Genomic DNA, 23113 nt, shown 5'->3' on the forward strand with positions numbered 1-23113 from the left:
TAATCGTCCCCCGCTCTGACCAGGATCTTCCATGCATTCCTTCCTGACCCGCGTCATCGCCGTGTTCGAGATCGCCGGCGGCCTGTTCGGCCTCGTCCACCAGTTCGACCGGTTGCTCGGCTCGCGTGTGGTCGGCATGGAGGCGATCGTCGCGGTGCTCGGCGTGCTGCTGTTCGGCTTCATCCTTGTCGCCGGCGTGCTGCTGGCCAGCAACGACGGCCGCGGCACCTCGTTCTCGATCTGGGCGCAGTTCCTCCAGGCTCCGCTCCTCGCCACGCCCTTCTTCAGCTACGCGCTGTCGAGCGGCGCCTTCGCCAACCTGTCGATGACGCTGCAGCGCTCGCCGCGTCTCGGCTTCGACTGGTCGATCGCCGAGCACGGCTGGCTGCTGGCGCTCGCCGGGCCTTCCGCGGCCCACATCGGCATCAACCTGCTGGCACTGGGCTCCTGGCTCGTCCTGCGCTTCGGGCGTTGAGCCCCGGTATCATTCACCGATGAACAGCCCCGCACTCCCCGTCATCCGCCTGAAGTCCGACCGCGTCCCCGGTCATCCCTGGGTCTGGTCCGCGCAGATCGTGAAGCCCGACGACCGACTGCCGCCCGGCAGCGTCGTGGACGTGCACGACGCGAAGGGCCGCTTCGTCGGCCGCGGCTTCTGGAACGGCCACGCGCGCGTCGCGCTGCGGCTGCTGACGACCGACCCCGACGTCGACATCGACGACGACTGGATCGCGCAGCGCATCGCGCGCGCCGTCGAACTGCGCCGCGAGCTGCTGCGCCTGGACGAGGTGAGCGACGCGTGGCGCGTCGTCCACAGCGAAGGCGACGGCCTTTCGGGCCTCGTCGTCGACCGCTATGCGGATCACCTGGTGGTGGAGTATTTCGCCGCCGGCATGTGGCGCTTCCGCGAGACGATCCACGCGGCGCTGCAGCGTCATTTCCCGGGTGCTTCCCTGTACTGGTTCGCCGAGCAGCACGTGCAGCGCCAGGAATCGTTCGACGTGCGCTCCAACGACGCGCCGACGGCCGTCGACGTGCACGAGCACGGCCTGGCGTTCCACGCCGCGCCGGGCCTCGGCCACAAGACCGGGTTCTTCGCCGACCAGCGCGACAACCGCCGCCGCTTCGCCGAACTGGCGCGCGGCCGCCGCGTGCTCGACCTCTGCTGCAACGCCGGCGGCTTCGCCGTGCACGCGATGAAGGCCGGCGCACGCGAGGCCACCGGCGTCGACGCCGACGCGGCGATCCTCGAGGTCGCGCGCGAGAACGCCCGCATGAACGGCGTGGCCGCCACCTTCGAGCAGGGCGACGTCTTCGAGTGGCTGCGCGCCGCGATCGCCCGCGGCGAGACGTGGGACGCGGTCGTGCTCGATCCGCCCAAGCTCACGCGCGATCGCAACCAGGTGGTCAACGCGCTGAAGAAGTACTTCGCGATGAACCGGACGGCGCTCGATGTCCTGGCGCCGGGCGGCATCCTGCTGACCTGCTCGTGCACCGGGCTGGTCGGCGAGAGCGACTTCCTCGAGATGATCCGCCGCGTCGCGCTCAACGCCGGGCGCGACATCCAGGTGCTCGACGTCGCCGGTGCCGGCCCCGACCATCCGGTGGCGAGCAACGTCCCGGAGAACCGCTACCTCAAGGCGGTGTTCTGCCGCGTCGGCTGACGAGGCGTTCACCCGGCCTTGATCGGTCGCCGGGACATAGTCCCGGCCATGTCCAGGAACCCACCGGCCAACGCCCTCGCGGCGGCGAGCGTCGAGAAGGCCCACGCGAAAGCGGCGGGCCTCGTCTATGTCTGCGACACCGATGAAGGCATCACGCGTTGCAAGCGCGGAAAGAGCTTCGCCTACATCGGGCCCGATGGCCGCAGGATCACCGACGAGAACGTGATCGCGCGCATCCGCTCGCTGGCGATCCCCCCGGCGTATACGAACGTCTGGATCTGCCCCGACGAGCGCGGCCACCTGCAGGCGACCGGGCGCGACGCGCGGGCACGCAAGCAGTACCGTTATCACCCGCGCTGGCGCGACACGCGCTCGCAGGGCAAGTTCGAGCGCATCGTGGAGTTCGGCGAGGCCCTGCCCCGCCTTCGTCGCCGCCTGCGCAAGGATCTGGCGCTGCCCGGCCTGCCGCGCGAGAAGGTGCTCGCGCTGGTCGTCAGCCTGCTGGAAGAGACGATGATCCGCGTCGGAAACGACGCCTACGCGAAGCAGAACAACTCGTATGGCCTGACGACGCTGCGCTCGCGACACGTCGCCATGCGCAAGGGTCGCATCACGTTTCATTTCCGCGGCAAGAGCGGGCTATGGCGCGACGTCGAACTCGACGACAAGCGACTCGTGAAAGCGGTGCGCCGCGTCCAGGAGCTGCCCGGGCAGCGGCTCTTCCAGTACATCGACGACGACGGCCACCCACAGCCTGTCGACTCGGGCATGGTCAACGACTACCTGCGCGAGGTGACCGGCGGCGAATTCACCGCGAAGGACTTCCGCACCTGGGGCGGCACCGTGCACGCGATGGGCGTGCTCGGCACGACGGCGCTACCCGACGAGGGGGGCGAGCGCGCGATCAAGGCGGCCCTCGCGCAGGCCGTCAAGCAGGTCGCCGCCGTGCTTGGCAACACTCCGGCGGTATGTCGCGCTTCGTACATCCACCCGGAGGTCTTCACCGGCTGGACCGAGGGCAAACTGCATCGCTGCGTGCCGCCGGCGGGCCTCCGCTATCCCCGAAAATTGGAAGCGTCCACCCTGGCTTTTCTGCGCCGACGGCTACGTGCGTCGAAGCGCTCCCGTTGAGACGAATGGATGGCTATAGTGCGCGCACGGGGAAGGGGTTCGATGAGTCAGGGGTCGTGGTGAAGATGTCTCGATGGAAGCTCGTTCCCGCCCTGCTCGGCCTGCTGGCCGGCGCGGGCGTGCATGCCCAGGAAGCGGCGAACGCCGGCCCCGTCAGCCTGCCGGACATGCAGGAGCATCGCGGCGTGGTGGACGACACCTGGATCGTCGCGCCGCGGCGTCTCGCCGACGCGACGCTCGCCGCGGTGAAGAACTACGCCGACGAAGGCGACATCGCCGCGGGTGTATCGCTGCGTTATCACATCGACAACGCCGACTGGCTGATCGCCGACGTCTTCATCTATCCGGCGGGCGAAGGCGACAACGCGGCCATGCTCAAGCGCGCGGCGGAAGATTTCCGCGAATCGGTGGCGTTCGCCGAACGCCAGCAGATCTACCGCAACGTGTGGTGGGGCGACGAGAGCGCCTACACCGCCAACCTCGCCGGTGGCAGGAAGGCCGAAGGCCGGTTCCTGCCGATCGTCTTCGACGCCCAGCAGGACATGCTCACCTCGCGCGCGTACCTGTTCTACCGCAAGCTCTATTTCGTGAAGATCCGGCTGAGCACCGCGGTCGAGGCCGTCGACAGCCTGGCAGAGAACGCGGATCGTTTCGTCGCGAGCCTGCTCGATGGCGTCGACATCGTCAGCGTGGGCAACTGCGGACGGCGGATGGACATCCTCGTGGCGACGCCCGGCCAGGCGCCGCCGGCCGACCTGAAGGACGGCGTGAGCGCCGATGGGTATCGCGTGCTGTTACCCGCGAACCGCGCGGGCTCGACATCCACCCGTAGCCAGCTCGCCAAGGTGATGTCACTGGCCGCCGCGCGGCAACAGGCCACGGGCTGCACGACGCTCGAATACAACCCGCCCCTCGAGAACGGAACGCGGGCCGTGCTGCACCTGAGCTTCCAGCCCGAGGACTGGGGCACGACGCCGCGCACGAAGTGAACCCTCCAATGAAGAACGGCCGGGGCGCGTCCCACGCCCCGGCCGTTGCCGTTCACCGGTTGGTACAGGGCTCAAATCCTTGAGCAAACACGTCCAACCCGCGGCGACCAGTGAATTTTGCGTGGTCCGCCGCAGTTCGGATATGGAAGTTTTCTGAAAAATCGGTCGGATTTCACGGTGGCTTGACCTAAGCCTGCACGGGCACCGACCGCTCCGCGCGCCACGCCCGCAATCCGATGGCGGCGAGGACGACGAAGCCCGCGTAGAGCACCGCCGTGACCGGCAGCGATTTGTAGAGGTACTCGCCGACGTAGATCACGTCCACCGCGATCCACAGCCACCACGCGGCCGCATGGCGACGCGCCTGCCACCACTGCGCGACGAGGCTGAACGCGGTGAGCGCGGCGTCGAGCCAGGGCAGCGACGCATCGGTGTAACGGTGCATGGCGTAACCGAGCGCGAGCGCCGCGGCCGTGCCGAGGGCGAGATGGGCGACGGCCTCGCGCGGGGCGAGCGCCGCGACGCGGACGTGACCGCTGCCGTCGAGGTTGCGCGTCCATCGATGCCATCCATACAGGATGAGCACCGCGAAGATCGCCTGCAGCAGCGTGTCCGAGTAAAGCCGCGCGTCGACGAAGATCCACGCATAGGCCACGACCGAGACGAGCCCGACGGGCCAGCACCACGGGCTGCGCCGCGCCGTCAGCCACACGCCCGCCGCGCTGACCAGCGCGGCGAACAGCTCGAACAGGGACAGCTCAAAGCTCATAGGTCACCGACAGGCGGGCCAGTCGCGGCATGCCCGGGAACAGATAGCTGTCGCCACCGGAACTGCCCGTGTCGCGCCAGTAGAACCGGTTGAACACGTTATCCACATTCAGGCGCCACGTCAGCGCATGGCCGCCCACCTGCGTGGCGAACCGCAGCCCCGCGTCGAACACGTTGTACGCCGGCACGCGCGTGGCCCCGTCGGGTGTCGCCACGTTGCTGCCCGCGTAGCGCCAGCCGCCCAGGATGGCCAGGCCTGGCGCGAACGGCAGGCTGTAATCGGCGTACACGGCGCTGCGCCAGCGCGGTACGTTGACCACCTGGTGGCCTTCGTAAGTCGGCGCCCCCGTGTTCTCGGCGCGCGCGCGGATCGCGTTCAGGCTGGCGGTGAGGCGCAGGTTCTCCGTGATCCGCCCCGCGAGGTTGAGTTCCACGCCCGTGTGCACCTCCTGGCCCTGCTGCACGAACGTGAAGCCTTCCGCCGTGTCGTCCGGACGCGCGAACTGGTACGCCTGACGGATGCGATACACCGCCGCCTGCAGGTCGAGGCCCTCGCCGATGGCGTACTTCACGCCCGCCTCCACCTGACGCGAATGCAACGGAGCCAGCGTGGTGCCGCCATTCGACGTCCAGTACGGCGCCTCGCGGCCGAGGGACAGGCCCTCGCCGTAGCTCACGTAGGTCGTCAACGGCGCGGTCGGCTGCCAGAGCACGGCGGCCTGCGGCAGCGACTGGCTGCTCCGCGTGTGGCGTTCGATCGCGCCGGTGTCGTCGTAGGCGCTTTCGTCGAGGCGGACGAAGCGCGTGCCGGCGAGCACCTGCCATTGCTCGCCCAGGTGGATCCGGTCGATCGCGAACAGCGTGCGCTGCCAGCTCGTCAGGCGGCGGACCGACGGACCCGGCTCGTTCGGCGACGGTGCGAACGACGGCACGACACGATCGTAGATGTTGGCGGTGCCGACGTAGTCGTACACGTAGGCGCGGCGGTCGATGGTCCGGCGGAAGCTCGTGGCGCCGACGTTGAGCTCGTGGTCGACGCTTCCCGTCGCGAAGCTGCCGGTGACGACGCCGCGCACTTCGTCGTTCTGCCGCGTGTCGTCGGGGCTGCGGAAATCGTAGACGTCGTAGTCGCCGTTGGGTGCGAAGAAGTAACCGGGCGTGGCGCCGGATGCACAGGATTCGGCGTAGAAGCACCCGTAGGCGAACGCGACGTTGTCGTCGATGACGGTGTGGCTGTGCCCCGCCGAGACCTGCGCGTTCCAGTTGTCGCTGAAGCGGTAGTTGAAGCGCAGCGACGTATTGCTGGAATGGATGCCCACCGGCCGCTGCCACGACTGGTAGCCGAGCAGGCGCGTGCGGCTCGCATGGGCGGGCACCGTCGTGCCCCCGAGCAACTGGTAGCCGGACGCCGAGCGTTGTCCACTCGTCTGGTAATCGGTGTCGAGCAGCAGGGTCGCCTTATCGGTGATCTTCCAGTCGGCCGCGATGGAGACGAAGCTGCGCCGGCCATCGGCGTGTTCGATGTAGGAGTGCGTCTTCTCGTTCGCGGCATTGACGCGCAGGCCGAACGACGGCGAGAACCAGGCGCCCAGGTCGAGGGCCTCGTAGTTCGAGCCGTGCGAATCGGTTCCGATCGTCACGTTATGGACGTCCGCCGGCCGCTTGCTGACGTAGTTGACGAGGCCGCCGGGCTCGACCACGCCGGCCTCGAGTCCGCCCAGCCCCTTCAGCACCTCGACGCGCTCCTTGCCTTCGAGCGCGAGCAGCTGCTCCGCCGACATGATCATCCCGTTGAAACGGAAGCCTGTCGCGAGGTCGAGCGGGAAGCCGCGGATGGAGACATCCTGGTAGTAACCCGCCGGCGCGTAGTTGTCGGTGATCGCGGCGTCGCCACGCACCAGTTCGCTCAGCGTGCGGGGCTGGCGATCGTCGATCTGCGCGCGCGTGATGACCGTGATCGCCGCGGGCGTATCGTGCAGCGGCGCGCTGCCGAAGCTGCCGAACGTATCCAGCTGCGAGTCGGCGGCGCGGTAGCTGTCCGTCGTCGTCGCGTGGACGTCCACGGTGGGCAGCGTGCGCGCCTGCGGGGGCGCGTCGTCCGCGGCGTGCGCCGTGGCGGCGAACGCAAGGATGGCAAGGGCGAGCGGGGTACGGGCAAGGATCATCGTCGTCTTCGGGTCCATGGACGAAGCGACGGCGAACCACGGGCCCCATCGGGCCATCCGTGGATCTGCAAGCTCCCTACGCCGGTACTAACCGGGTCAGGTTCCAAGGGACTCTCTCAGCCCGGCGATCGCCGGGCACCCCCGCTTCTAGAACCGTTATTGAACCACAATCCGGTCGAGGAACGTACGGCCGTGTCCGGTGGCGAACCAGCGCGCGTGGCCGAGCAGGAACGTGTGGTAGGCCACGTCCGCATGGTCGCGGCGGCCGGTGATGCCCTCGAAGTATTCGACCTCGGAGAGGGCGAAGTCGATGTGCACCAGCGGCAGCAGATCGACGAGGAGCGCGAGGTCGCCCGCCGCGAGCGGCCGCACGGACCGGTAGCCGTCGACGAGCGCGCGGGCGAGATCCGCGCGCCCGATGTCGCCGCGGTCGACGTCGAGCCACGCGATCGCGTTGCGCTCGATCGCGGTGGCGAGGTCGAACAGCGCGAACGTCTCCGCCGAGAGGCCGAGGTCGAGGACGTCGGTGATCGAGGCGTCGTCGCCGGCGCCGCTCCAGCAGAGATTGGAGACGTGCCAGTCGCCATGGGTCCACAGGCGGGCCTGCATCGCGATGCCACGGATGGCGCGCGCGTGCCAGGGTGCGATCGCGTCGGCGAGTTCGGCTCGCCAGTCGCGCTCCCGCAGGTAGCGCGCGAGCGCCGGACGTGAAGGAAGCTGCGCGTCGATGACGCGAGCCGGCTCGGCCGCCGCGAGGATCTCCGCGCGCGCGACGAGGATGTGCGTCTCGCGCTGCGGCGCGGCGTAGCCGCGCGCGGCGTCATGCAGGCGGGCCAGCATGGCGCCCGCCGCGCGCGCGTGATGCTCGCCATCGATCGGCGACCAGGAATACGCGTCGCGGTAGACATCCAGGCCTCGCGCCGCCTCGTGCACTTCGTAGACCCAGTCGCCGGCGGAAAGGACGGACGTGCCGTCCCCGGCCCGCACGGTGCGCGGTACGGGAATATCGCTTTCGCGCAGGTGCCTCGCGAAGCGATGTTCCTCGGCGAGCGTGTGTTCGTCCCGGACGGAACGATGGTGCCGCTTCACGAAGTAGCGCCCCCGGTCCGTCGTCACCAGGGCCGCCGCGGACAGCGGCCGCGGGCTGCGCCAGTCCAGCGAGCGAAGCGTGCCGAGCGACGGGAGCCGTTCGACGATCGCGGCGAGTTCGTCGCGACGCAGGGCCGGCCAGTCGGGCTCGAGCTGGTCGCCGGCGAGGCCGTGGGCGAGATGGGGGGCGTGGGTCATCCGGGGATTTTAGTGCGGGACGCGGCCCCGTACGGCCCGGTCGCTTGCGCCGGTCGGGCGCCCTGGCGGCAGTCCCGGTCCCGCGGCAAGGGGGGCGGGAGGCTCGCGCAGCCGACTCTTGAGAACAAACGGGGCCCTTAATCGGCAAATCCTTCAAAAACGTGTCCAATCCATGGCGAACGGGCCGATATACCTTCAGACTACCCTCACGGGAGCGGGTGTGTGAAAGGGGTCCGCGTGGCTCCGGCCAGCCGACGAAACGCGCCAGACAGGCGAACGACCAATCATGTAAGGACAAGATCGACCTAGGGGGACTACCGTGGGCGGAATGAACAGGGACGCGTTGGTGTGGGGTCGATACGTAGCCGTCGCGGGCGCCTACGCGGCCTGTTACGAGCTGACCCGCAATTTTTCGTTCTCGCACTGGATGCTCACCGCCGGGCTGCGCATGGCGTGCCTGCTGCTCGTTCCCCGGAAGTTCTGGCCGGCCCTCGCCGTCGGCGAAGCGTTGCCCATCGCCGAGATGGCCTTCGTGCACATGTCCGACTACGGCGTGGCCTGGGCCGTGGCCAACACCGTTCCTCCGATCGTCTTCTGCATGCCCATCGTGGCCTGGCTGCAATCGCGCCTGCCGATCATCCGTGCCGGCGGCGAGGTGAACATCGGCATGATCGTCCTGGCGACGCTGCTGTGCGCGGTGATGAACGCGGCCGAGAACTCGGTCGTGCTGAGCCTCATCCGCATGGACGATGGCTCACCGGCACCGAGCGTGACGCCGCAGATCTTCCTCGCGTGGTTCCTCGGCCTGTACCTGGGCGCGCTCACCCTGACGCCGAGCATCCTCGCCTTGCGTGAACGTCTCGCCGCGCAACCGAAGCGGACCGTCACATGGGACGCCATCCGTCATAGCACGCTGGCCCGCGACCTGCTCCTCATCGCGGTGCCGTCGCTGGCGTTGCTGATGGGTATCGCCTCGCAGACCGAAGGCACGGCCCTGCAGGTCACCCGCATGGCGATGGCGTTACCCGTCGTCGCCCTCACGCTGCGTCATGGCTGGCATGGCACATCGCTCGGCGGTCTTTTCGCGAGCGTCGCGATGGCATCCACCTCGTTCAGCCTGCTGGATCCCGCGATGATCCAGGCGCAGACGGTGATCGCCTTCGTGCTTTCGACATCGCTGCTGTTCGGCGTGCGTGTCGCACGTCGCCAGGCGGCCGCAAGACAAGTCCTGCTCGCGCAGGACCTGTCATCGGGTTTTCATCGCCACTGATGTCCGTTCCAGTGCGCGTGCCGTCGGCACGCGGACATGCCCGCGCGGTCGTTACCGACTCGTGCACTCCACGGGGTTCTTGCACTCCACGGCGACCGCCATCATGCGCATCGATCCATCGGACTGCGGCGCCACCGCGATCTGCGTCGCGGCATCCTGGTAGACGACCGTGTAGGCGGTGCTCGCCGGTGCAGGCAGCCGATCGTCGGCCGTGGCGAGGTTGGACGCGTCGGTACCGATCGGCAGCCCGGTGATGTCACCCGTGACGGTGCGCATGAAGGCGCCGCGAACCGTGCCGTTCGCGTCGTTGACCTGGAAGTACGTGATGTTGCCCTTCTTGAACTTGTAGACGTGGTAACCGGAGTTCGCACTGATGTCGGTCGTGTTGGGCCAGGACTGGCCGAGGCCGGTCACGGCGGTCTGTGCGTGGGCGGCGCCGATGCCGAGGGAGAGCGTGATGAGCGAGGCGAGCAAGAGGCGGTTGTGCGTGCGCATGATGGATACTCCTGTGTGATGGAAGTACGGCCCCGATGTCTTACTGCCCCGGGTTCCGTGTGTCGCCCATGGCGAACCCATGGCCGATACCGCCACTTTCCCGCATCGACCGCGGTCGCTTGGGGGCACCTGCCGAATCCGCGCATAGCTTGGACGGCTGTGTTGCGAGTCGGCCCCCTCCGGGTCCAGGCGCGCCCTTCCCTGCTTTCCGATGGATAGCGATCAGCGTCGAATAAACCGGCCTTTTTGCGGCACGCGCGCCGACGCGGCACGCGTCCGCCTGCCGGAATGGTCTGGAATGATCGTTTTCATCGACACTCGGCGCCGGTCGTCGCCCAGGCACTTGCCTGGCTACCGACCATGCCGCTCGCTCCTGCCACCCTCACCCGGATAAGCATGGGCCCGCCCCTTGGTGCGTGTCGTGATTCGACTGAAAAGCATCGCGCCGGTAACTGAGGCGCGCAGGCAGTCTGCCGGATAACCCGGACAGCGACCAGCACCGGCCCCATGAACGTCCCTTGCAGACGTTCGCCGTGCGGCGTTGCGGAAGCGGTCGCGACCCGCGCCGTTCCCGACGCTCCGCGAAACGCGCAAACAAAAAGGCCCCGATTTCTCGGGGCCTTTCTGCGTTTGGCTGGGAGACTAGGACATGCATAGAGTGCTCCCAACCACTTGATCTTAGGCCATTTGGCGCTTGGTCCAACCCAGAAGGATTGCCCTCCAGATTTGACCAAGCGGGCGAAGCCTGTTGCCACGGTGGGGCTGCAGCCACTCGTCACACCGCATCCCGTCAGGAGCGGAACAACTGACCTCGCAGACCTTCAACGAACGTGGTGGCCTCGCCACGCACCCAGGGCCAGCCCTTTGCAACATTCAGATCTTGGCCGGCCGTGTTGACGACTACCGTCGGCGAGCCCCAGATCAGCAGAACTCCGAAGAAGAGCGCGATAAGCCCGAAGACCACGGCCAGACCATTTCCCGATCCAAGGCACGCGAGGCCAATGAAGAGGAGAAGGATGCCCGCGAAGATCGATCGGGAGATGTCCAGGCGTACAGACGTCACGTGCTGGAGGGGGATGTCCTGGCGGGACCCGCCGCTCAACCAACCCTTAGCGCGGTAAAAGACCAAGCGCTTGGTGGTGACGGTGCCGAACGCGTTCTCAATGAAGGTCTGTTCGGTGTTGGAGGTGGCGGTTTGGGTTATGTCGGTCATGTGCTGCTCCTTGGGGCCGATGGCGAAAAAGTGGTCCAACCCCTATATATCGACGTGACCTTCACCTTCTTTAGGGTCAGCGTAATCCCGTCGTGGATTCGACGAACTGCCCGTCGTTGTCCGCCGTCAGGCAAACGCACCAGCTGGTCTGCTTCTCCGCAAGGTCGCGCGGATAAATCGGGGGGGGCGACCTCTCCGACGTCCCCCCGGTTTTGAGTAGCAAGGCGATTTGGAGTCCAATCCCCCAACTGACGGAGATTGGACGTGAAGAAGCGCTTTTCCGAAGAGCAGATCATCGGGTTCCTGCGTGAGGCCGAAGCCGGCATGGCGGTGAAGGACCTATGCCGCAAGCACGGCTTCAGTGAAGTCTCCTACTACCTGTGGCGCAGCAAGTTCGGCGGCATGACGGTCTCCGAGGCCAAGCGGCTTAAGGAACTGGAGGCGGAGAACGCCCGGCTGAAAAAGCTGTTGGCGGAGTCGATGCTGGAGAACGAGATCACTCGTGAGGCATTGCGAAAAAAGTGGTGACCGCGCCGGCGCGACGCTTGCTGGTGCGGGAGATGACGAACCAAGGGCTCAGCGAACGCCGTGCACTGACAGTGCTTCGCATAAGCGCCAGTGCGTTGCGTTACGTACCGCGCGCGGACCGCAATGGTGAACTTCGGCAGCGGATCGTGGCCCTGGCGCAGCGGCACAAGCGCTATGGCGTCGGCATGATCTATCTGAAGCTTAGGCAAGAAGGGATGCTCGTGAACTACAAGCGTGTGGAGCGGTTGTATCAGGCCGCCAGGCTGCAGGTGCGTCGCCGCAAGCGCAAAAAGGTGCCAGCAGGCGAACGGCAGCCCTTGTCCCGACCCATGGCACCCAACGAGGTCTGGTCGATGGACTTCGTGTTCGATCGCACGGCCGAGGGCCGCGTCATCAAGTGTCTGACGGTCGTTGATGACGCCACGCACGAGGCTGTCGTTATCGAGGTCAAACGCGCGATCTCCGGCATGGGCGTGACGCGCGTGATGGATCGCCTGGCGCTCACCCGGGGCCTCCCGAAGATGATCCGTAGTGACAACGGTAAAGTGTTCTGTGGCAAGTCGATGGTCATCTGGGCCATGAGCGTGGCGTGCAGCTGCGCCTGATCGAACCGGGCAAGCCGAACCAGAACGCTTACATCGAATCGTTCAACGGTCGCTTGCGCGACGAGTGCCTCAATGAACACTGGTTCCCGAGCCTGCTTCACGCACGCACCGAGATCGAAAACTGGCGAAGGGAATACAACGAGGAGCGGCCGAAGAAGGCGTTGGGCGGACCGACACCCGCTGCCTACGCCGAGCAGTCGCAGTAACCCCCGGACTCTAATTCGCTCCGCTACTGAAAGCGGGGGGGGGGGGGGGGGGGGGGGGGGGGGGCATCACATGCTGCTGCCAACATCTTCGAAAATTGGGCGAAGCTCATCCTGTGTGAGCGGCCACGCATCTCGTGTAGCGTTAGGACCTTCGACCGCTAACATCATTGCGAGCAAAACGACCGGCTGCCGGTAAAGAATATTGGATTCACTACGGCGCCTGATGGCATCACCGGTATACCCCTTCTTCTCGACGAACGTATCCAGTCGAGCAGGCAAGTCATCGCCCAGTAGGTCGCGGTACGCATCCAAAATCAGAGATGTGAGCTTGCCGATGTATGGCGACTGGCCGGTGATGCACGCATACTTACCGCACAGGGCCTGTAAGGCAACATTCAAGGGCTTATTCGCCTCATCACTGCGCTTCGCAACGCGTCGAAAATAGTCATCCGCCGCCTCCACCAGCGCCATGCTGGTTGCTGCGGCCCGCTTCATTTCGGGCGTAGCTTGGATCTTTGGCTTGTAGATATTTGGATGACTCAACTCGCTGTGTGCGTGCTGAAGAAGCGTTCGAATTTGAACTTCGCAGGGGGTCCCTTCGGGAACGTCAACACCATCAACACTGATGGCGTTTTTGTTCCGAAGAATGTAATGGACCGATTGATAGCTGAACTGAATGGGGTCGTTATCCCGCTCCGCCTCGTAGTTCTTATCAAGCGAGAAGTCCCAACCTTGGTTAGCCTGGATGACTTCTTGAACTAGCGCGATTTCAGAACTAAGCAAGACTACGAAACGCACCCCAACCTTGTCGGTGATGTCGACATAGGGGTCCTTGTAATCTTTCCCACGATAGAGCGCTTTTTCCACGAGCGAGTCGTCGCTTTTAAGGCGAGCCTTCGGCGGAATTCGGAGAAAACTCTCCATATCTTCCGCACGCATTCGCCCCTCGAGACCTCGACAGACTTCATCGATGATAAAACGACCCCAAGCCGCATACTTGGGCTTGTCGTCGCTCCACCGCCGGATGATGTCCGCTTCGCTCATGATTGGTGCGTGACCTCTGCTTTGACGATGATGCGGGTCCACAACGGTAGTTCTCCGTCAGGACCTGCATCTCCCTCAATGGTTTCCATGGTGATGAAATCGCCAAAGTTCTCCGCGGGAGCCGTCAGTTTGATGTTGTGGCTGAACTCTACTTTTCGGAATTTAAGGAACGCCTTCAATTCCGAGATGTCTTTGGCAACGGGCTGATCTGTAAACCCAGCACTATCCATAAAGTGTAGAAACGCATCCTTGACAGCAGGCGTTGGAAGAAATGAGTCAGCAAATTCGGACACTTGGATGGTGGCCGAGTTATCAACCTTCAGGTAGGTCACGAGCGCATTGTGCAGGTCAGACTTCTCCTCTTCGGGCAGGTCCAACTTGCTGATGAAGTCCCGGCTAAGGTCGTGAAATTGCTTCGTAAACTTAGCTGCGTTTTCTGGGAACTCGCAGCCGAGAAATCCGTTGTAGAAGTAGTGCGCCGCCGTTGTTCGGTCCTTTCCTGTCATTGCTGCGTCGTAGACGGTCGCCAGCCAGTCAGATAGAGCAGCCCCGGCTGCAGCGGGTCGAACGAACATTCCGATTTTGTAGAGCTTGGCCTCGGGGGTCAGAAAGAGTTCGTCAAGGAACTGAACGGTGATTCCACCGTTGGCGTCCATCATTTTGCGAAATCCTTCTTGCACTTCCGCTTTGATGAACGCCACCATATCCCTGCCTGGATAGCCTACGGTCCCCTGGAGTATCACTAAGATACCGCCAGGCCATTGCCGACTCGTCTGTGCGGCGGCGAGAAGGTCTGCTACCTGTCGCGAAATTTGCACGAAATCCGCATCTGTTACCGCCGGGGACAGCAGCGCATCACCTACGCTCACAGCAGCGACATTGGCGATGACCATATCCATGCTCTTCGAATTGCTGCCCATCGCTTTGATGATGCGTGTCGCCAAAACCTCACCTGCCTTCGCAGAAAGAGGAGTGAGAGCAATACCGTAGTCCGGAGGAACTAACGTCTTATCATCGTTACGCCGAAAAACTTCGTGGGCAACAATACGCGTGATGATGAGATTTTCGACAGTCACACACCGCTCCTGTGGTGCAGATAAGTTCTTCCGTGAGCGGATGATTTTACATCCCCGTCGTCTCAAACATCGGGACTACGCACGGACGGTCTTTTGAGGGTAATAACAGCCATAACAGCGGCCACGGAAGCGAATTCTTTAGGGGGTAGAACTACGCAAAATCGGCGCCAATCTGTTGACTGAAAGCCAATCAGCCCAGGTCAGCCCTTCGGTAACTGCTTGCATTTCGACGGCGGTCCACGGACGCATGTATACCACCGCGTGGGTATCCTCGCCCGGCTCGTGGCCCATGTAGGCTCGCCGCCGCTCTTCCGTCACGGCCGACGATGGAGTTGTTGGGTCACATTCTTACGCAAGCTATGAAACCCAATACGGCCATTCAACCGCCGCGGTCTCACCCCCAGCTTTTTGAGGTAGTAGGAGAATCCCTTGGAGAGCGCGTTGCCCACGCCTGCCGCGCCATCCAGCTTTAGGCCCGGAAACAACCACTCCTCGCCCGCGTCTCGCAGTCGTGCGACTCGGTCCATCAGACCGAGCGCGACAAGGTCGGGATGCAGGGGCAGGAGGCGTTGACCCGCATCGGACTTCACCCGCTGACCGTCTAGCTCAGCTTGGATGCGCACGCATGGCGTCCCTCCGACCGCTTCAAAATCCCGGAGCGCGAGCTGGGCGATTTCTCCGACGCGTGCGCCCGTGTAAAGACCGGGGAGGGCACCCCAGCGCACATGGTCTGTGCGCGTCTTCGCCAGATTCTTGGGGCCGTAGACGCGCCGAAGAGTGGCTTCGTCGAAAGGCTCCCAACCGAACCCTTCCTGACGCCGTGCCTTCTTCTCTCGGGTTTTGATTTTGACCAATCCCGCGACCGGATTGCCCTCCGCCTGGCCCTTTTGCATCAAGCTATCGAACAGGGCAGCGACATGGGTGGTGTAGTTTCGGACAGTCTGCTTGCTCTTGCCGTCGCGAAGCAAGGCATCCGTCCACTCCGATGCCCGGGCCCTAGTAATGGCACCGACGTGGGTTTGCTCGTCCAGATAGTCCGAAAACAACTGAAGCGCCCTACGACGGGCATCCCACGTGTCGGCCTTAAGCCCCAGCGCTTCGGTCTCACCGTAGTCTTGATGGCGACCTCCAGGGTCGGCCCTGTGACCGGAGCCGGAGCCTCGGCAGCGGGAGCCACCGGCAGTGGGCTGGCGAAGATGATGCGCAATGCCTCAAGACCAGCGGCGCTGTCGCCCGGAGACCCATCGGTCTTCAGGTGGAAGGGCAGATGGGTGCATGGGTCGACCGTCTTGATGTCGAGCCGCTTGCCCCCCGCCGCTTTCCGTAAGAGCGACCACATCATTAATGTTGGGTGGCGTAGACACGACTCGTCCCCTGAGCGCCGCGAAAGCCGCAGCATACCGGGAGCTGAGGGCATAAGCGTAGAGCTTCGCCAGTGCGGGGTCTCGCGTGCCCAACGAACGCTTGATGACGCCCAGTCCCAAGGCAGCACGCAAGTCCGCCGACACGACCAGGCGGAAGGCATAGATGCCGCTGTCGCGGCGAACGAGGTGATGTGCAAGGCGCATAAGTTGACCCAGCGACTTGTCCCACCCGCCAAACCACAGGCAAAAGAAAAGGCCCTGCAAAAACAGGGCCTTTCCGGGTGTGGCTGGGAGACTAGGATTCGAACCTAGATAAACGGAGTCAGAGTCCGTTGTCCTACCGTTAGACGATCTCCCAATAAACCGGGATTCGATGCGCTCTGACCTTGATGCACCGAATTGAAGCGCGAATTCTACTAGAAAATTAGCGCTTGGAGAACTGCGTTGCGCGACGTGCCTTGTGGAGACCGACCTTCTTACGCTCGACTTCACGGGCGTCGCGGGTCATGAAACCAGCCTTGCGCAGCGGCGCCTTCAGGGCTTCGTCGTATTCGACGAGAGCGCGGGCGATGCCGAGGCGGATCGCGCCGGCCTGACCCGTGATGCCGCCACCGGCGACCGTCACCATGATGTCGAACTTCTCGGTGTTCTCGGTCAGCTCGAGCGGCTGACGGACGATCATACGCGAGGTTTCACGACCGAAGAACTGATCGAGCGGCTTGCCGTTGACGACGATGCCACCGGTGCCCTTGCGGATGAAGACGCGGGCGGCGGAGGTCTTGCGGCGGCCGGTACCGTAATTCTGCTGGGTAGCCATGTCGATTCCTTAGATTTCCAGCGCCTGCGGCTGCTGTGCGGTATGCGGGTGCTCGGCGCCGCCGTACACCTTGAGCTTGCGGTACATGGCGCGACCCAGCGGGTTCTTCGGCAGCATGCCCTTGACGGCGATCTCGATCACGCGCTCCGGGTGCGTGGCGAGGAGGTCCTTCAGACTCGTGGTCTTCAGGTTACCGACGTAGCCGGTGAAGCGGTGGTACATCTTGTCGTCCAGCTTCGCACCGGTGACGGCCACCTTCTCGGCGTTGATCACGACGATGTAATCGCCGGTATCGACGTGCGGGGTGAACTCGGGCTTGTGCTTGCCGCGGAGACGGCGCGCGACCTCGGTCGACAGGCGACCCAGGGTCTTGTTCGTGGCGTCGATCACGAACCAATCGCGCTTGACGCTCTCCGGCTTGGCGCTGAACGTTTTCATTTCGAAAATACCTGGTTTGCCGCCAAAGAGGCGGAACACGGAATCGGTGAAAGCAAAGGCGCGAGAGAATAGCGGACTTTTCCCTCATCGCGCAAGCCCACGTCGATAGTGAGCTTTGGGCCGACAATCATAGCACGGGTTGACGGCATGATCACAACCCTTCCCGGTGCATGGGATGCCCTGCGCGACAAGCGGCCGCAGCACCTTCACTCGGGATCGGACGGCGGGCATTGTACCGTGTGTCGTCCCCGCACGCCTGGAGTTTCCATGTCCGCACGCATCCTGAGCCCCCTCGACCGCCTGCTCGCCGGCCTGGAGCGCGCCATGGAGGCCGTGGCCGGCTCGCCCGAGCCCTCGCGCCGATCGCCGGGAGACGCGATCGCGGATGCGCCGCTGGACGACGCCGAGCGCCGGCACGCGGCCGGCCTCATGCGCATCAACCATGTCGGCGAGGTATGCGCGCAGGCGCTTTACGTGGGCCAGGCCGCCCTCGCCCGCACGGACGAGACGCGCCAGCACCTCATGCACGCGGCGCAGGAAGAGACCGACCACCTGGCCTGGTGCGCCGAACGCCTGAAGCAGCTCGACAGCCGGCCCAGCCTGCTCAACCCCCTCTGGTACGCGGGCAGCTACGCGATCGGCGTGGCCGCGGCCGCGGTGGGCGATCCGATCAGCCTGGGCTTCGTGGTGGAAACCGAGCGCCAGGTGGAGGCCCATCTGGCGGAGCATCTGGAACGCCTGCCCGCGCAGGACGAACGCTCGCGGGCGATCCTGCGCCAGATGCAGGCGGACGAGATCCGCCACGCCGACGCGGCGCAGGCCCGCGGCGGCGTCGACCTGCCCTGGCCGCTGCCGCGACTGATGCACGCCGCGTCCGCCGTCATGAAGACCGTGGCCTACCGCATCTAACGACAGAGGCCGAAGCCGCGCCCCTGCAGATGGAAGTGGGTGCGGTGCGCGGCGTTGTAATCCGGACCGAGGAAGGCGCCGAAGTAGCGGCAGCCGTCCGCCTGCAATCCATGCAGGAAGGCGGCCTCGCCGGGCGCGGCCCAACCCCGCTCCACCGTGATGCGACGTCCATCGGCCAGAAGCCAGCCGGTGACGTCGATCGCGTCGGCGACGGCGTGGCGGCTCAGGGGCGCCTGATCGCGGTGGTAGACGTTGCGGCACGCGTACGAGCCCACGTGCTCGACGCGCCGCACCTGCGCGCCGAACGCCTGCTCCGCCGAGGGCTGCAGCAGGTGGCGGTGGAAAAGCACGAGCGACGCCGCCAGCGGACAGGTCACGGTGACGGGCGACGCGAACGTGGCGGGGCCGATCGCCGAGAGACGCACGGCATCCGTCCAGCCGCAGCCGCTGACTTCGTGTCGATCCGGGACGGGGACGAAAGCCGCCCCACCCTCGCGGATCGCCGCGCGGCACATCGCCGGATCGTCGTCGAGCCGCGCCAGCTTGAAACGCAGGAAGGCATCCGGCGTCGCGCGCAGGTCCAGCGGCGCCCAGGGGTTGTAGCGGTCGGGCGGCCGCCAGCCGCTGGTCCAGACCAGCGCGCAGAGGGACAGCAGCAGGACGAGGAGCAGCAGCGCGCGCATGGGACGACGCTAGCGGGGCGGGCGTGAAGGCCCGGACCATGACGCCGGGTGTAAAAAAACCCCGCTTTCGCGGGGTTTTTCGTTACATCAGGTTGCGGCCGTGGAAGAGTTCCTCGATCTCCCGGCGGAGCAGCGACTCGATGCGCTGGCGCTCCTTGAACGAGAGGTCGTCGGCCTGGGCCTCGAACAGGTAGGTGTCGAGGTCGAAGTCCTTGATGTGCATCTTCGTGTGGAAGATGTTTTCCTGGTACACGTTCACGTCGAACATCTCGTACTTCTGGCGGATGTGCTTCGCCAGGTAGTCCTGCACCGAGTTGATCTTGTGGTCGATGAAGTGCTTCTTGCCCTTCACGTCGCGCGTGAAGCCGCGCACGCGGTAATCGGCGATGACGATGTCCGACTCGAAGCTGTCGATCAGGTAGTTCAGGGCCTTCAGCGGCGAGATCACGCCGCAGGTGGCGACGTCGATGTCGGCGCGGAACGTGGCGATGCCGTTGTGCGGATGCGTTTCCGGGTACGTATGGACGGTGATGTGGCTCTTGTCCATGTGCGCCACGACGGCGCCCGAGATCGTGTCGCGGCCGAGCTTCTCGACCACCGGCTCCTCGGAAATGAGGATGGTGACCGACGCGCCCTGCGGGTCGTAGTCCTGGCGCGCGATGTTCAGGATGTTGGCGCCGATGATCTCGGCCACGTCCGTGAGGATCTGGGTCAGGCGATCGGCGTCGTACTGCTCGTCGATGTACTCGATGTAGTTCTGCCGCTGCTGTTCGGAAACGGCATAGCAGATATCGTAGATGTTGAAGCTCAGTGCCTTCGTCAGGTTGTTGAAACCCTGCAGGCGAAGGCGGGGAAGCGGTTTGACCACAGCGACTCTCCGAGGCCGGGGGATCGGCCAGCAGCAGACGCGGGTTAGCAGCAAGGGTCCCCGCAAAATGAAAAGCACCGGACGGCGAAGTGTGCCCGGCGCTTGTGTACGGCGTGAGACAGGGGGTCCGGACGCCGAGGGGGTGAAATTATGGGGCAAGTTGGCGAGGATTTGAACACGCCGTCCACAGTCTCTCGAAATGGGTGGATTTCACGGGCCCTTTGTCTGCAATAATCGGCCGGGGACATGGCGAGTCGGCGACGCCTGACGGAAAACCGTCGGCCGACCGCTGGACGGGGGCGCCATGCCATTGAGACTCATCGGAATCAGCTGTGGCTCAACTTAAATATCTGTTGCAACAGGCGTTCGAACGGTCGCAGGCTCCTTCGAGCTTCGCGCCGGACCCGGCTGCCATGGGCCGTTTCCTCGACGCCTGCCACCGTCGTCGCTATCCGGGGAAGACCGCGATCATCCGGCCGGGCGATCCCGCCAACACGCTCTACTACGTGGTCGAGGGCTCGCTCGCCGTCTGCACCGAGGACGAGGAAGGCCGTGAGCTGATCCTCGCCTACATCAACCGGGGCCAGTTCATCGGCGAAATGGGCCTGTTCGTCGAGCAGGCGCAGCGCGAATCGCTCGTCCGGACCCGCACGGCCGTCGAGATGGCGGAAATCAGCTACGAGCGGCTGTTCCAGCTGCTCGAGGGCCCGCTGGCGGCCGAATGCCCGAAGCTCCTGTTCGCCATCGGCTCGCAGCTGACCCACCGCCTGCTCCGCACGTCCCGCCAGGTCAGCCGCATGGCGTTCATGGACGTGACCAACCGCGTCTCGCGGACCCTGCTCGACCTCTGCCAGGAGCCGGATGCCATGACGCACCCGGACGGCACGCAGATCCGCATCTCCCGCCAGGAAGTCAGCCGGATCGTCGGATGCTCGCGCGAGATGGTGGGCCGCGTGCTCAAGCAGCTCGAGGAAGAGCGCATGATCGACGTCTCGGGCAAGACGATCGTGGTGCGCGGCACCCGCTGAGGGCGCCCGCGCCGACTCAGTCGCCCCGGTAGACCATGTAGACGTCCGCCCTCGCGTAATGCGAACCGGGGCGGATGCCCGGCTGCCGCTCGAAGCCGGCGCGCTCGTACATGGCAAGGGCGCGCTCGAGCCGGCTGTTCGACTCGAGGAACAGCTCCCGGCCCTCGCGGCGGCGGAACGTGGCGATCGCCTCGTCGAGCAGCTTCCGGCCCGCTCCGAGGCCGCGATAGTTCTCGTCGACGCCCATCTTCGACAGCTCGTAGACCCCGTCGCCCTCGTGCATGAGGGCGCAGGTACCGACGACTTCGCCGGCGTAGAGGGCGAACAGGATCGCGCCGCCCGGCGCGATGATCATCCCTTCCGGATCGGCGAACAGGGCGCGGTCGACGTCCTCGACCCGGAACTGGCGCTCGAGCCATTGCTGGTTGAGGCGCCGGAAGTGCTCGCGCAGCGCCGGCTGGTACGGCACGACCTCGACCACCGCCTGCGACAGCACCGCCCGCTGGTCGAGGATCGCGGCCACGAGCGGCCGTTCCGCCAGCGCCTGCTCGCAGCCGTCGATCGCATCCAGCAACGCCGCGCCGCGCGGACCGAGGGACTCGGCCATGCCGCGACGGATCGCGAGCCAGACCGGCCCGAGATCGCCCAGCGCGCGTTCGCCGGCGACGGTCAGCACCAGCACGCTGCGCCGCCCGTCGTGCGGGTCGCGCTGGCGCGTGACCATGCCGGCCTCCACGAGGCGATCGGCGAGCTGGCTCACGGCGGAGTGCGTCTGGCCGATCGCCAGCGCCATGTCGGTCACGGTGGTCGGACCCACGTCGCGCAGGTAGCGGAGCACGGGGAACCATCGCGACTCGATGCCTGCGCCGCTCGCCCTGTAGACCTCGTCCACGGCCTGGTAGAAATGATCGCTCAGGGCCTTGAGACGACTGCCGAGCGCCAGTTCGCGCAGGGAAGAGAGGTACATCGGCGATCCAGGGGACGGGGGACGTGAACGATCAGGCTAGGACGGCGCGATGCCGCACGCAAGCGACGAACGTCACCTTCATCGGGCGAACGCAGCGCCGTCGTATATGGTGGAGGCGGACTCCCGGGATGAGATGACACATGGACTGGACGCAATTCCTGACCTTCGTCGGCGTGGGGCTGCTCGCGCAGCTCGTCGACGGCGCGCTGGGCATGGCCTACGGCATCGTTTCCAATTCGGTGCTGCTGGCCCTCGGCCTGCCGCCCGCGGTGGCCAGCGCCACCGTGCATACCGCCGAGGTCTTCACCACCGGCGTCTCCGGCGGCGCGCACGCGTTCTTCGGCAACGTCGACTGGAAGGCGTTCCGGCGTCTCGCCATCCCCGGCGTGATCGGCGGCATCGTCGGTGCGTGGTTCCTCGCCAGCGTGCCGGGCGAGGCGTTGAAGCCCTACGTCTATGCCTATCTGCTCATCCTGGGCGTCGTGGTGCTCGTTCGCGCCGCGGGCCGCGTCGTGTCGCACCATCGGGTGAAGCACAAGGGCGTGCTGGGGTTCTTCGCCGGACTTCTCGACGCCATCGGCGGGGGCGGCTGGGGACCGATCGCGACCTCCACCCTGCTCGCCCGCGGCGGCGCCGTGCGGCATACGATCGGCACCGTCAACGCGGCGGAGTTCGTGGTGACCGTCGCGATCTCGACCACGCTCGTCGCGCACATGGGCATCCAGCACTGGCCCATCGTGCTCGGCCTGCTTACGGGTGGCGTGATCGCCGCGCCCTTCGCGGCGTGGCTGGTGAAGCACCTGCCGCCGCGCTACGTGATGACGGCCGTGGGGCTGCTGATCGTCGGCATCAGCGTGTACCAGCTGGGAAATCTGCTGCTGCGCTAGTACCAGTGCAGGACTTCGAGCTTGTCGCCCAGGACCCGGGCCGCTTTCTTCGCCGTCTTCGGCGTCGGATTGACGAGCCGCGCCGCGTCCGCGGCCTTCAGCATGGGGATGTCGGACAGCGAGTCGCCGTACGCGATCGCCCAGGGCCGCGCGATGCCCGCCTGGTCGAGCGTGCGCACCTTCACGCCGTCGACGTTGTGGCGCACGAAGCGCACGCCGAACAGGCCGCCGCGCGTCTGCGACCCCGCCAGTTCGTAGCCGGCGAGGTTCACCTCGTCGAGGATCGCCTCCACCAGATGCCCGTCGTTCCCGGTGACGATGATCACGCGATCGCCGGCGTCCGCGTGACGACGGAGCGCCGCCACGGCGTCACGGCAGAACACGCCCGGCCGGCGCGCGTACGCACGGCCGAACGCCGCGACGAGGCGCCGGTAGGCGGCCTCGCGGCGGCCGAACGTGACGACGCGGAGGAACACGCGGCCCAGCATCCGCGTGCCGGCCGCGCTTCGTTTGAGCAAGGGGACGAAGGGGACGAGCGGAAACGCGAGCAGCAGGCGCCAGCGCCCCATGCCCGCGAGCCGCTCGCGAAAGAAGAGCTCGAGGGTCTGGTGCCGCACGATCACGCCATCGAAATCGAACAACACGACGCGTCGCGTGTCCGCGGCGGTGTCGTCGACGACCGCCGTGCCGTTCCCCTGATCCATCTCGCGT

Annotated in this window: 22 protein-coding genes, 1 tRNA gene, 1 pseudogene and 1 riboswitch; of the genes and pseudogenes, 9 read left to right on the forward strand and 15 right to left on the reverse strand. The window is 65.6% G+C overall.

Going from position 1 to position 23113, the window contains the following annotated elements; all coding sequences use genetic code 11:
• Nucleotides 1-31 precede the first annotated feature (31 nt).
• The 4 genes from BMW54_RS14395 to BMW54_RS14410 all read left to right on the forward strand — a co-directional run bounded on the left by BMW54_RS14395 (nt 32) and on the right by BMW54_RS14410 (nt 3784).
• Nucleotides 32-475 carry a hypothetical protein gene (locus tag BMW54_RS14395; protein WP_090057285.1) on the forward strand — a complete coding sequence of 148 codons (444 nt, stop codon included), beginning with the start codon at nt 32-34 and terminating at the stop codon, nt 473-475.
• Nucleotides 476-494: 19 nt separating this feature from the next.
• A complete protein-coding gene (locus BMW54_RS14400; RefSeq protein WP_090057288.1) occupies nt 495-1664 on the forward strand; it encodes a class I SAM-dependent rRNA methyltransferase in 1170 nt (389 codons plus the stop codon).
• 48 nt (nt 1665-1712) lie between these two features.
• Nucleotides 1713-2795, forward strand: coding sequence for a DNA topoisomerase IB (locus tag BMW54_RS14405; protein WP_090057291.1), 1083 nt, complete (start codon nt 1713-1715; stop codon nt 2793-2795).
• A gap of 65 nt (nt 2796-2860) precedes the next feature.
• Nucleotides 2861-3784, forward strand: coding sequence for a hypothetical protein (locus BMW54_RS14410; RefSeq protein WP_139206114.1), 924 nt, complete (start codon nt 2861-2863; stop codon nt 3782-3784).
• 187 nt (nt 3785-3971) lie between these two features.
• Here BMW54_RS14410 and pnuC read toward each other — a convergent pair whose 3' ends face one another.
• From pnuC to BMW54_RS14425, 3 genes are all read right to left on the reverse strand, one after another.
• Nucleotides 3972-4541: a nicotinamide riboside transporter PnuC gene (gene pnuC / locus BMW54_RS14415; protein ID WP_090057835.1), complete on the reverse strand. Its 570-nt coding sequence runs from the start codon at nt 4539-4541 to the stop codon at nt 3972-3974.
• Between the two features lies 1 nt (nt 4542).
• On the reverse strand, nt 4543-6717 hold the full coding sequence (locus BMW54_RS14420) for a TonB-dependent siderophore receptor (protein WP_090057838.1): 2175 nt from the start codon (nt 6715-6717) through the stop codon (nt 4543-4545).
• A 56-nt stretch (nt 6718-6773) separates the two neighbouring features.
• A riboswitch (TPP riboswitch) is annotated at nt 6774-6870 on the reverse strand.
• Between the two features lie 3 nt (nt 6871-6873).
• Nucleotides 6874-8004 (reverse strand): phosphotransferase enzyme family protein, encoded by a 1131-nt coding sequence (locus tag BMW54_RS14425; protein WP_090057295.1) that lies wholly within the window; start codon nt 8002-8004, stop codon nt 6874-6876.
• A 346-nt stretch (nt 8005-8350) separates the two neighbouring features.
• Between BMW54_RS14425 and BMW54_RS14430 the strand changes: the two genes are divergently transcribed.
• Nucleotides 8351-9274, forward strand: coding sequence for an MASE1 domain-containing protein (locus BMW54_RS14430; protein WP_175472880.1), 924 nt, complete (start codon nt 8351-8353; stop codon nt 9272-9274).
• Between the two features lie 51 nt (nt 9275-9325).
• On the opposite strand, the gene BMW54_RS14435 is transcribed toward BMW54_RS14430, so the two are convergent.
• Together BMW54_RS14435 and BMW54_RS14440 are read right to left on the reverse strand one after the other, a co-directional pair.
• On the reverse strand, nt 9326-9769 hold the full coding sequence (locus tag BMW54_RS14435; RefSeq protein WP_090057299.1) for a hypothetical protein: 444 nt from the start codon (nt 9767-9769) through the stop codon (nt 9326-9328).
• A gap of 790 nt (nt 9770-10559) precedes the next feature.
• Nucleotides 10560-10982 (reverse strand): hypothetical protein, encoded by a 423-nt coding sequence (locus BMW54_RS14440; protein WP_139206115.1) that lies wholly within the window; start codon nt 10980-10982, stop codon nt 10560-10562.
• Between the two features lie 264 nt (nt 10983-11246).
• Here BMW54_RS14440 and BMW54_RS14445 point away from each other — a divergent pair.
• Nucleotides 11247-12321: pseudogene (locus BMW54_RS14445) on the forward strand (IS3 family transposase).
• 66 nt (nt 12322-12387) lie between these two features.
• On the opposite strand, the gene BMW54_RS14450 reads toward BMW54_RS14445, so the two are convergent.
• From BMW54_RS14450 to rplM, 6 genes are all read right to left on the reverse strand, one after another.
• Nucleotides 12388-13365, reverse strand: a complete 978-nt coding sequence (locus BMW54_RS14450) for a GTP pyrophosphokinase (protein ID WP_090057303.1) — start codon at nt 13363-13365, stop codon at nt 12388-12390.
• Nucleotides 13362-14441 (reverse strand): nucleoid-associated protein, encoded by a 1080-nt coding sequence (locus BMW54_RS14455; RefSeq protein ID WP_139206117.1) that lies wholly within the window; start codon nt 14439-14441, stop codon nt 13362-13364. Before BMW54_RS14455 ends, BMW54_RS14450 begins: the two co-directional genes overlap by 4 nt.
• A gap of 314 nt (nt 14442-14755) precedes the next feature.
• On the reverse strand, nt 14756-15487 hold the full coding sequence (locus BMW54_RS14460; RefSeq protein ID WP_090057307.1) for a site-specific integrase: 732 nt from the start codon (nt 15485-15487) through the stop codon (nt 14756-14758).
• Between the two features lie 602 nt (nt 15488-16089).
• A tRNA-Gln gene (locus BMW54_RS14465) sits at nt 16090-16163 on the reverse strand.
• Nucleotides 16164-16229: 66 nt separating this feature from the next.
• Nucleotides 16230-16622: a 30S ribosomal protein S9 gene (gene rpsI, locus BMW54_RS14470; protein ID WP_090057310.1), complete on the reverse strand. Its 393-nt coding sequence runs from the start codon at nt 16620-16622 to the stop codon at nt 16230-16232.
• A 9-nt stretch (nt 16623-16631) separates the two neighbouring features.
• Nucleotides 16632-17060 carry a 50S ribosomal protein L13 gene (gene rplM / locus BMW54_RS14475; RefSeq protein WP_072323841.1) on the reverse strand — a complete coding sequence of 143 codons (429 nt, stop codon included), beginning with the start codon at nt 17058-17060 and terminating at the stop codon, nt 16632-16634.
• 267 nt (nt 17061-17327) lie between these two features.
• On the opposite strand from rplM, the gene coq7 reads away from it, so the two are divergent.
• Nucleotides 17328-17969 carry a 2-polyprenyl-3-methyl-6-methoxy-1,4-benzoquinone monooxygenase gene (gene coq7, locus BMW54_RS14480; protein ID WP_090057311.1) on the forward strand — a complete coding sequence of 214 codons (642 nt, stop codon included), beginning with the start codon at nt 17328-17330 and terminating at the stop codon, nt 17967-17969.
• Here coq7 and BMW54_RS14485 read toward each other — a convergent pair.
• Both BMW54_RS14485 and speD read right to left on the reverse strand, forming a co-directional pair.
• Entirely contained in the window at nt 17966-18652 is a 687-nt protein-coding gene (locus tag BMW54_RS14485; RefSeq protein ID WP_090057314.1) for an extensin-like domain-containing protein, read from the reverse strand. The two genes, coq7 and BMW54_RS14485, sit on opposite strands and share 4 nt — an antisense overlap.
• 82 nt (nt 18653-18734) lie before the next feature.
• Nucleotides 18735-19520, reverse strand: a complete 786-nt coding sequence (speD, locus tag BMW54_RS14490; protein ID WP_036109987.1) for an adenosylmethionine decarboxylase — start codon at nt 19518-19520, stop codon at nt 18735-18737.
• A 413-nt stretch (nt 19521-19933) separates the two neighbouring features.
• Here speD and crp point away from each other — a divergent pair, with 413 nt between their 5' ends.
• Complete coding sequence (gene crp / locus BMW54_RS14495; RefSeq protein WP_254779384.1) at nt 19934-20548, forward strand: cAMP-activated global transcriptional regulator CRP; 615 nt, start codon at nt 19934-19936, stop codon at nt 20546-20548.
• Between the two features lie 16 nt (nt 20549-20564).
• Here crp and BMW54_RS14500 read toward each other — a convergent pair whose 3' ends face one another.
• Entirely contained in the window at nt 20565-21515 is a 951-nt protein-coding gene (locus BMW54_RS14500) for a bifunctional helix-turn-helix transcriptional regulator/GNAT family N-acetyltransferase (protein ID WP_090057318.1), read from the reverse strand.
• A gap of 140 nt (nt 21516-21655) precedes the next feature.
• On the opposite strand from BMW54_RS14500, the gene BMW54_RS14505 reads away from it, so the two are divergent.
• Nucleotides 21656-22402 (forward strand): sulfite exporter TauE/SafE family protein, encoded by a 747-nt coding sequence (locus BMW54_RS14505; RefSeq protein ID WP_090057320.1) that lies wholly within the window; start codon nt 21656-21658, stop codon nt 22400-22402.
• Here BMW54_RS14505 and BMW54_RS14510 read toward each other — a convergent pair.
• Nucleotides 22399-23106 carry a haloacid dehalogenase-like hydrolase gene (locus BMW54_RS14510; protein WP_090057322.1) on the reverse strand — a complete coding sequence of 236 codons (708 nt, stop codon included), beginning with the start codon at nt 23104-23106 and terminating at the stop codon, nt 22399-22401. The two genes, BMW54_RS14505 and BMW54_RS14510, sit on opposite strands and share 4 nt — an antisense overlap.
• Between the last annotated feature and the right edge of the window lie 7 nt (nt 23107-23113).

The organism is Luteibacter sp. 329MFSha (assembly GCF_900111665.1).
Classification (GTDB): Bacteria; Pseudomonadota; Gammaproteobacteria; order Xanthomonadales; family Rhodanobacteraceae; genus Luteibacter.

Bases quoted from the DNA above. Each gene is read 5' to 3' on its own strand.
- BMW54_RS14395 (WP_090057285.1), top strand. From the start codon at position 32: ATGCATTCCTTCCTGACCCGCGTCATCGCCGTGTTCGAGATCGCCGGC.
- BMW54_RS14400 (WP_090057288.1), top strand. From the start codon at position 495: ATGAACAGCCCCGCACTCCCCGTCATCCGCCTGAAGTCCGACCGCGTC.
- BMW54_RS14405 (WP_090057291.1), top strand. From the start codon at position 1,713: ATGTCCAGGAACCCACCGGCCAACGCCCTCGCGGCGGCGAGCGTCGAG.
- BMW54_RS14410 (WP_139206114.1), top strand. From the start codon at position 2,861: ATGTCTCGATGGAAGCTCGTTCCCGCCCTGCTCGGCCTGCTGGCCGGC.
- BMW54_RS14420 (WP_090057838.1), bottom strand. From the start codon at position 6,717: ATGATCCTTGCCCGTACCCCGCTCGCCCTTGCCATCCTTGCGTTCGCC.
- BMW54_RS14425 (WP_090057295.1), bottom strand. From the start codon at position 8,004: ATGACCCACGCCCCCCATCTCGCCCACGGCCTCGCCGGCGACCAGCTC.
- BMW54_RS14435 (WP_090057299.1), bottom strand. From the start codon at position 9,769: ATGCGCACGCACAACCGCCTCTTGCTCGCCTCGCTCATCACGCTCTCC.
- BMW54_RS14440 (WP_139206115.1), bottom strand. From the start codon at position 10,982: ATGACCGACATAACCCAAACCGCCACCTCCAACACCGAACAGACCTTC.
- BMW54_RS14450 (WP_090057303.1), bottom strand. From the start codon at position 13,365: ATGAGCGAAGCGGACATCATCCGGCGGTGGAGCGACGACAAGCCCAAG.
- rpsI (WP_090057310.1), bottom strand. From the start codon at position 16,622: ATGGCTACCCAGCAGAATTACGGTACCGGCCGCCGCAAGACCTCCGCC.
- rplM (WP_072323841.1), bottom strand. From the start codon at position 17,060: ATGAAAACGTTCAGCGCCAAGCCGGAGAGCGTCAAGCGCGATTGGTTC.
- coq7 (WP_090057311.1), top strand. From the start codon at position 17,328: ATGTCCGCACGCATCCTGAGCCCCCTCGACCGCCTGCTCGCCGGCCTG.
- BMW54_RS14485 (WP_090057314.1), bottom strand. From the start codon at position 18,652: ATGCGCGCGCTGCTGCTCCTCGTCCTGCTGCTGTCCCTCTGCGCGCTG.
- crp (WP_254779384.1), top strand. From the start codon at position 19,934: ATGGGCCGTTTCCTCGACGCCTGCCACCGTCGTCGCTATCCGGGGAAG.
- BMW54_RS14500 (WP_090057318.1), bottom strand. From the start codon at position 21,515: ATGTACCTCTCTTCCCTGCGCGAACTGGCGCTCGGCAGTCGTCTCAAG.
- BMW54_RS14505 (WP_090057320.1), top strand. From the start codon at position 21,656: ATGGACTGGACGCAATTCCTGACCTTCGTCGGCGTGGGGCTGCTCGCG.
- BMW54_RS14510 (WP_090057322.1), bottom strand. From the start codon at position 23,106: ATGGATCAGGGGAACGGCACGGCGGTCGTCGACGACACCGCCGCGGAC.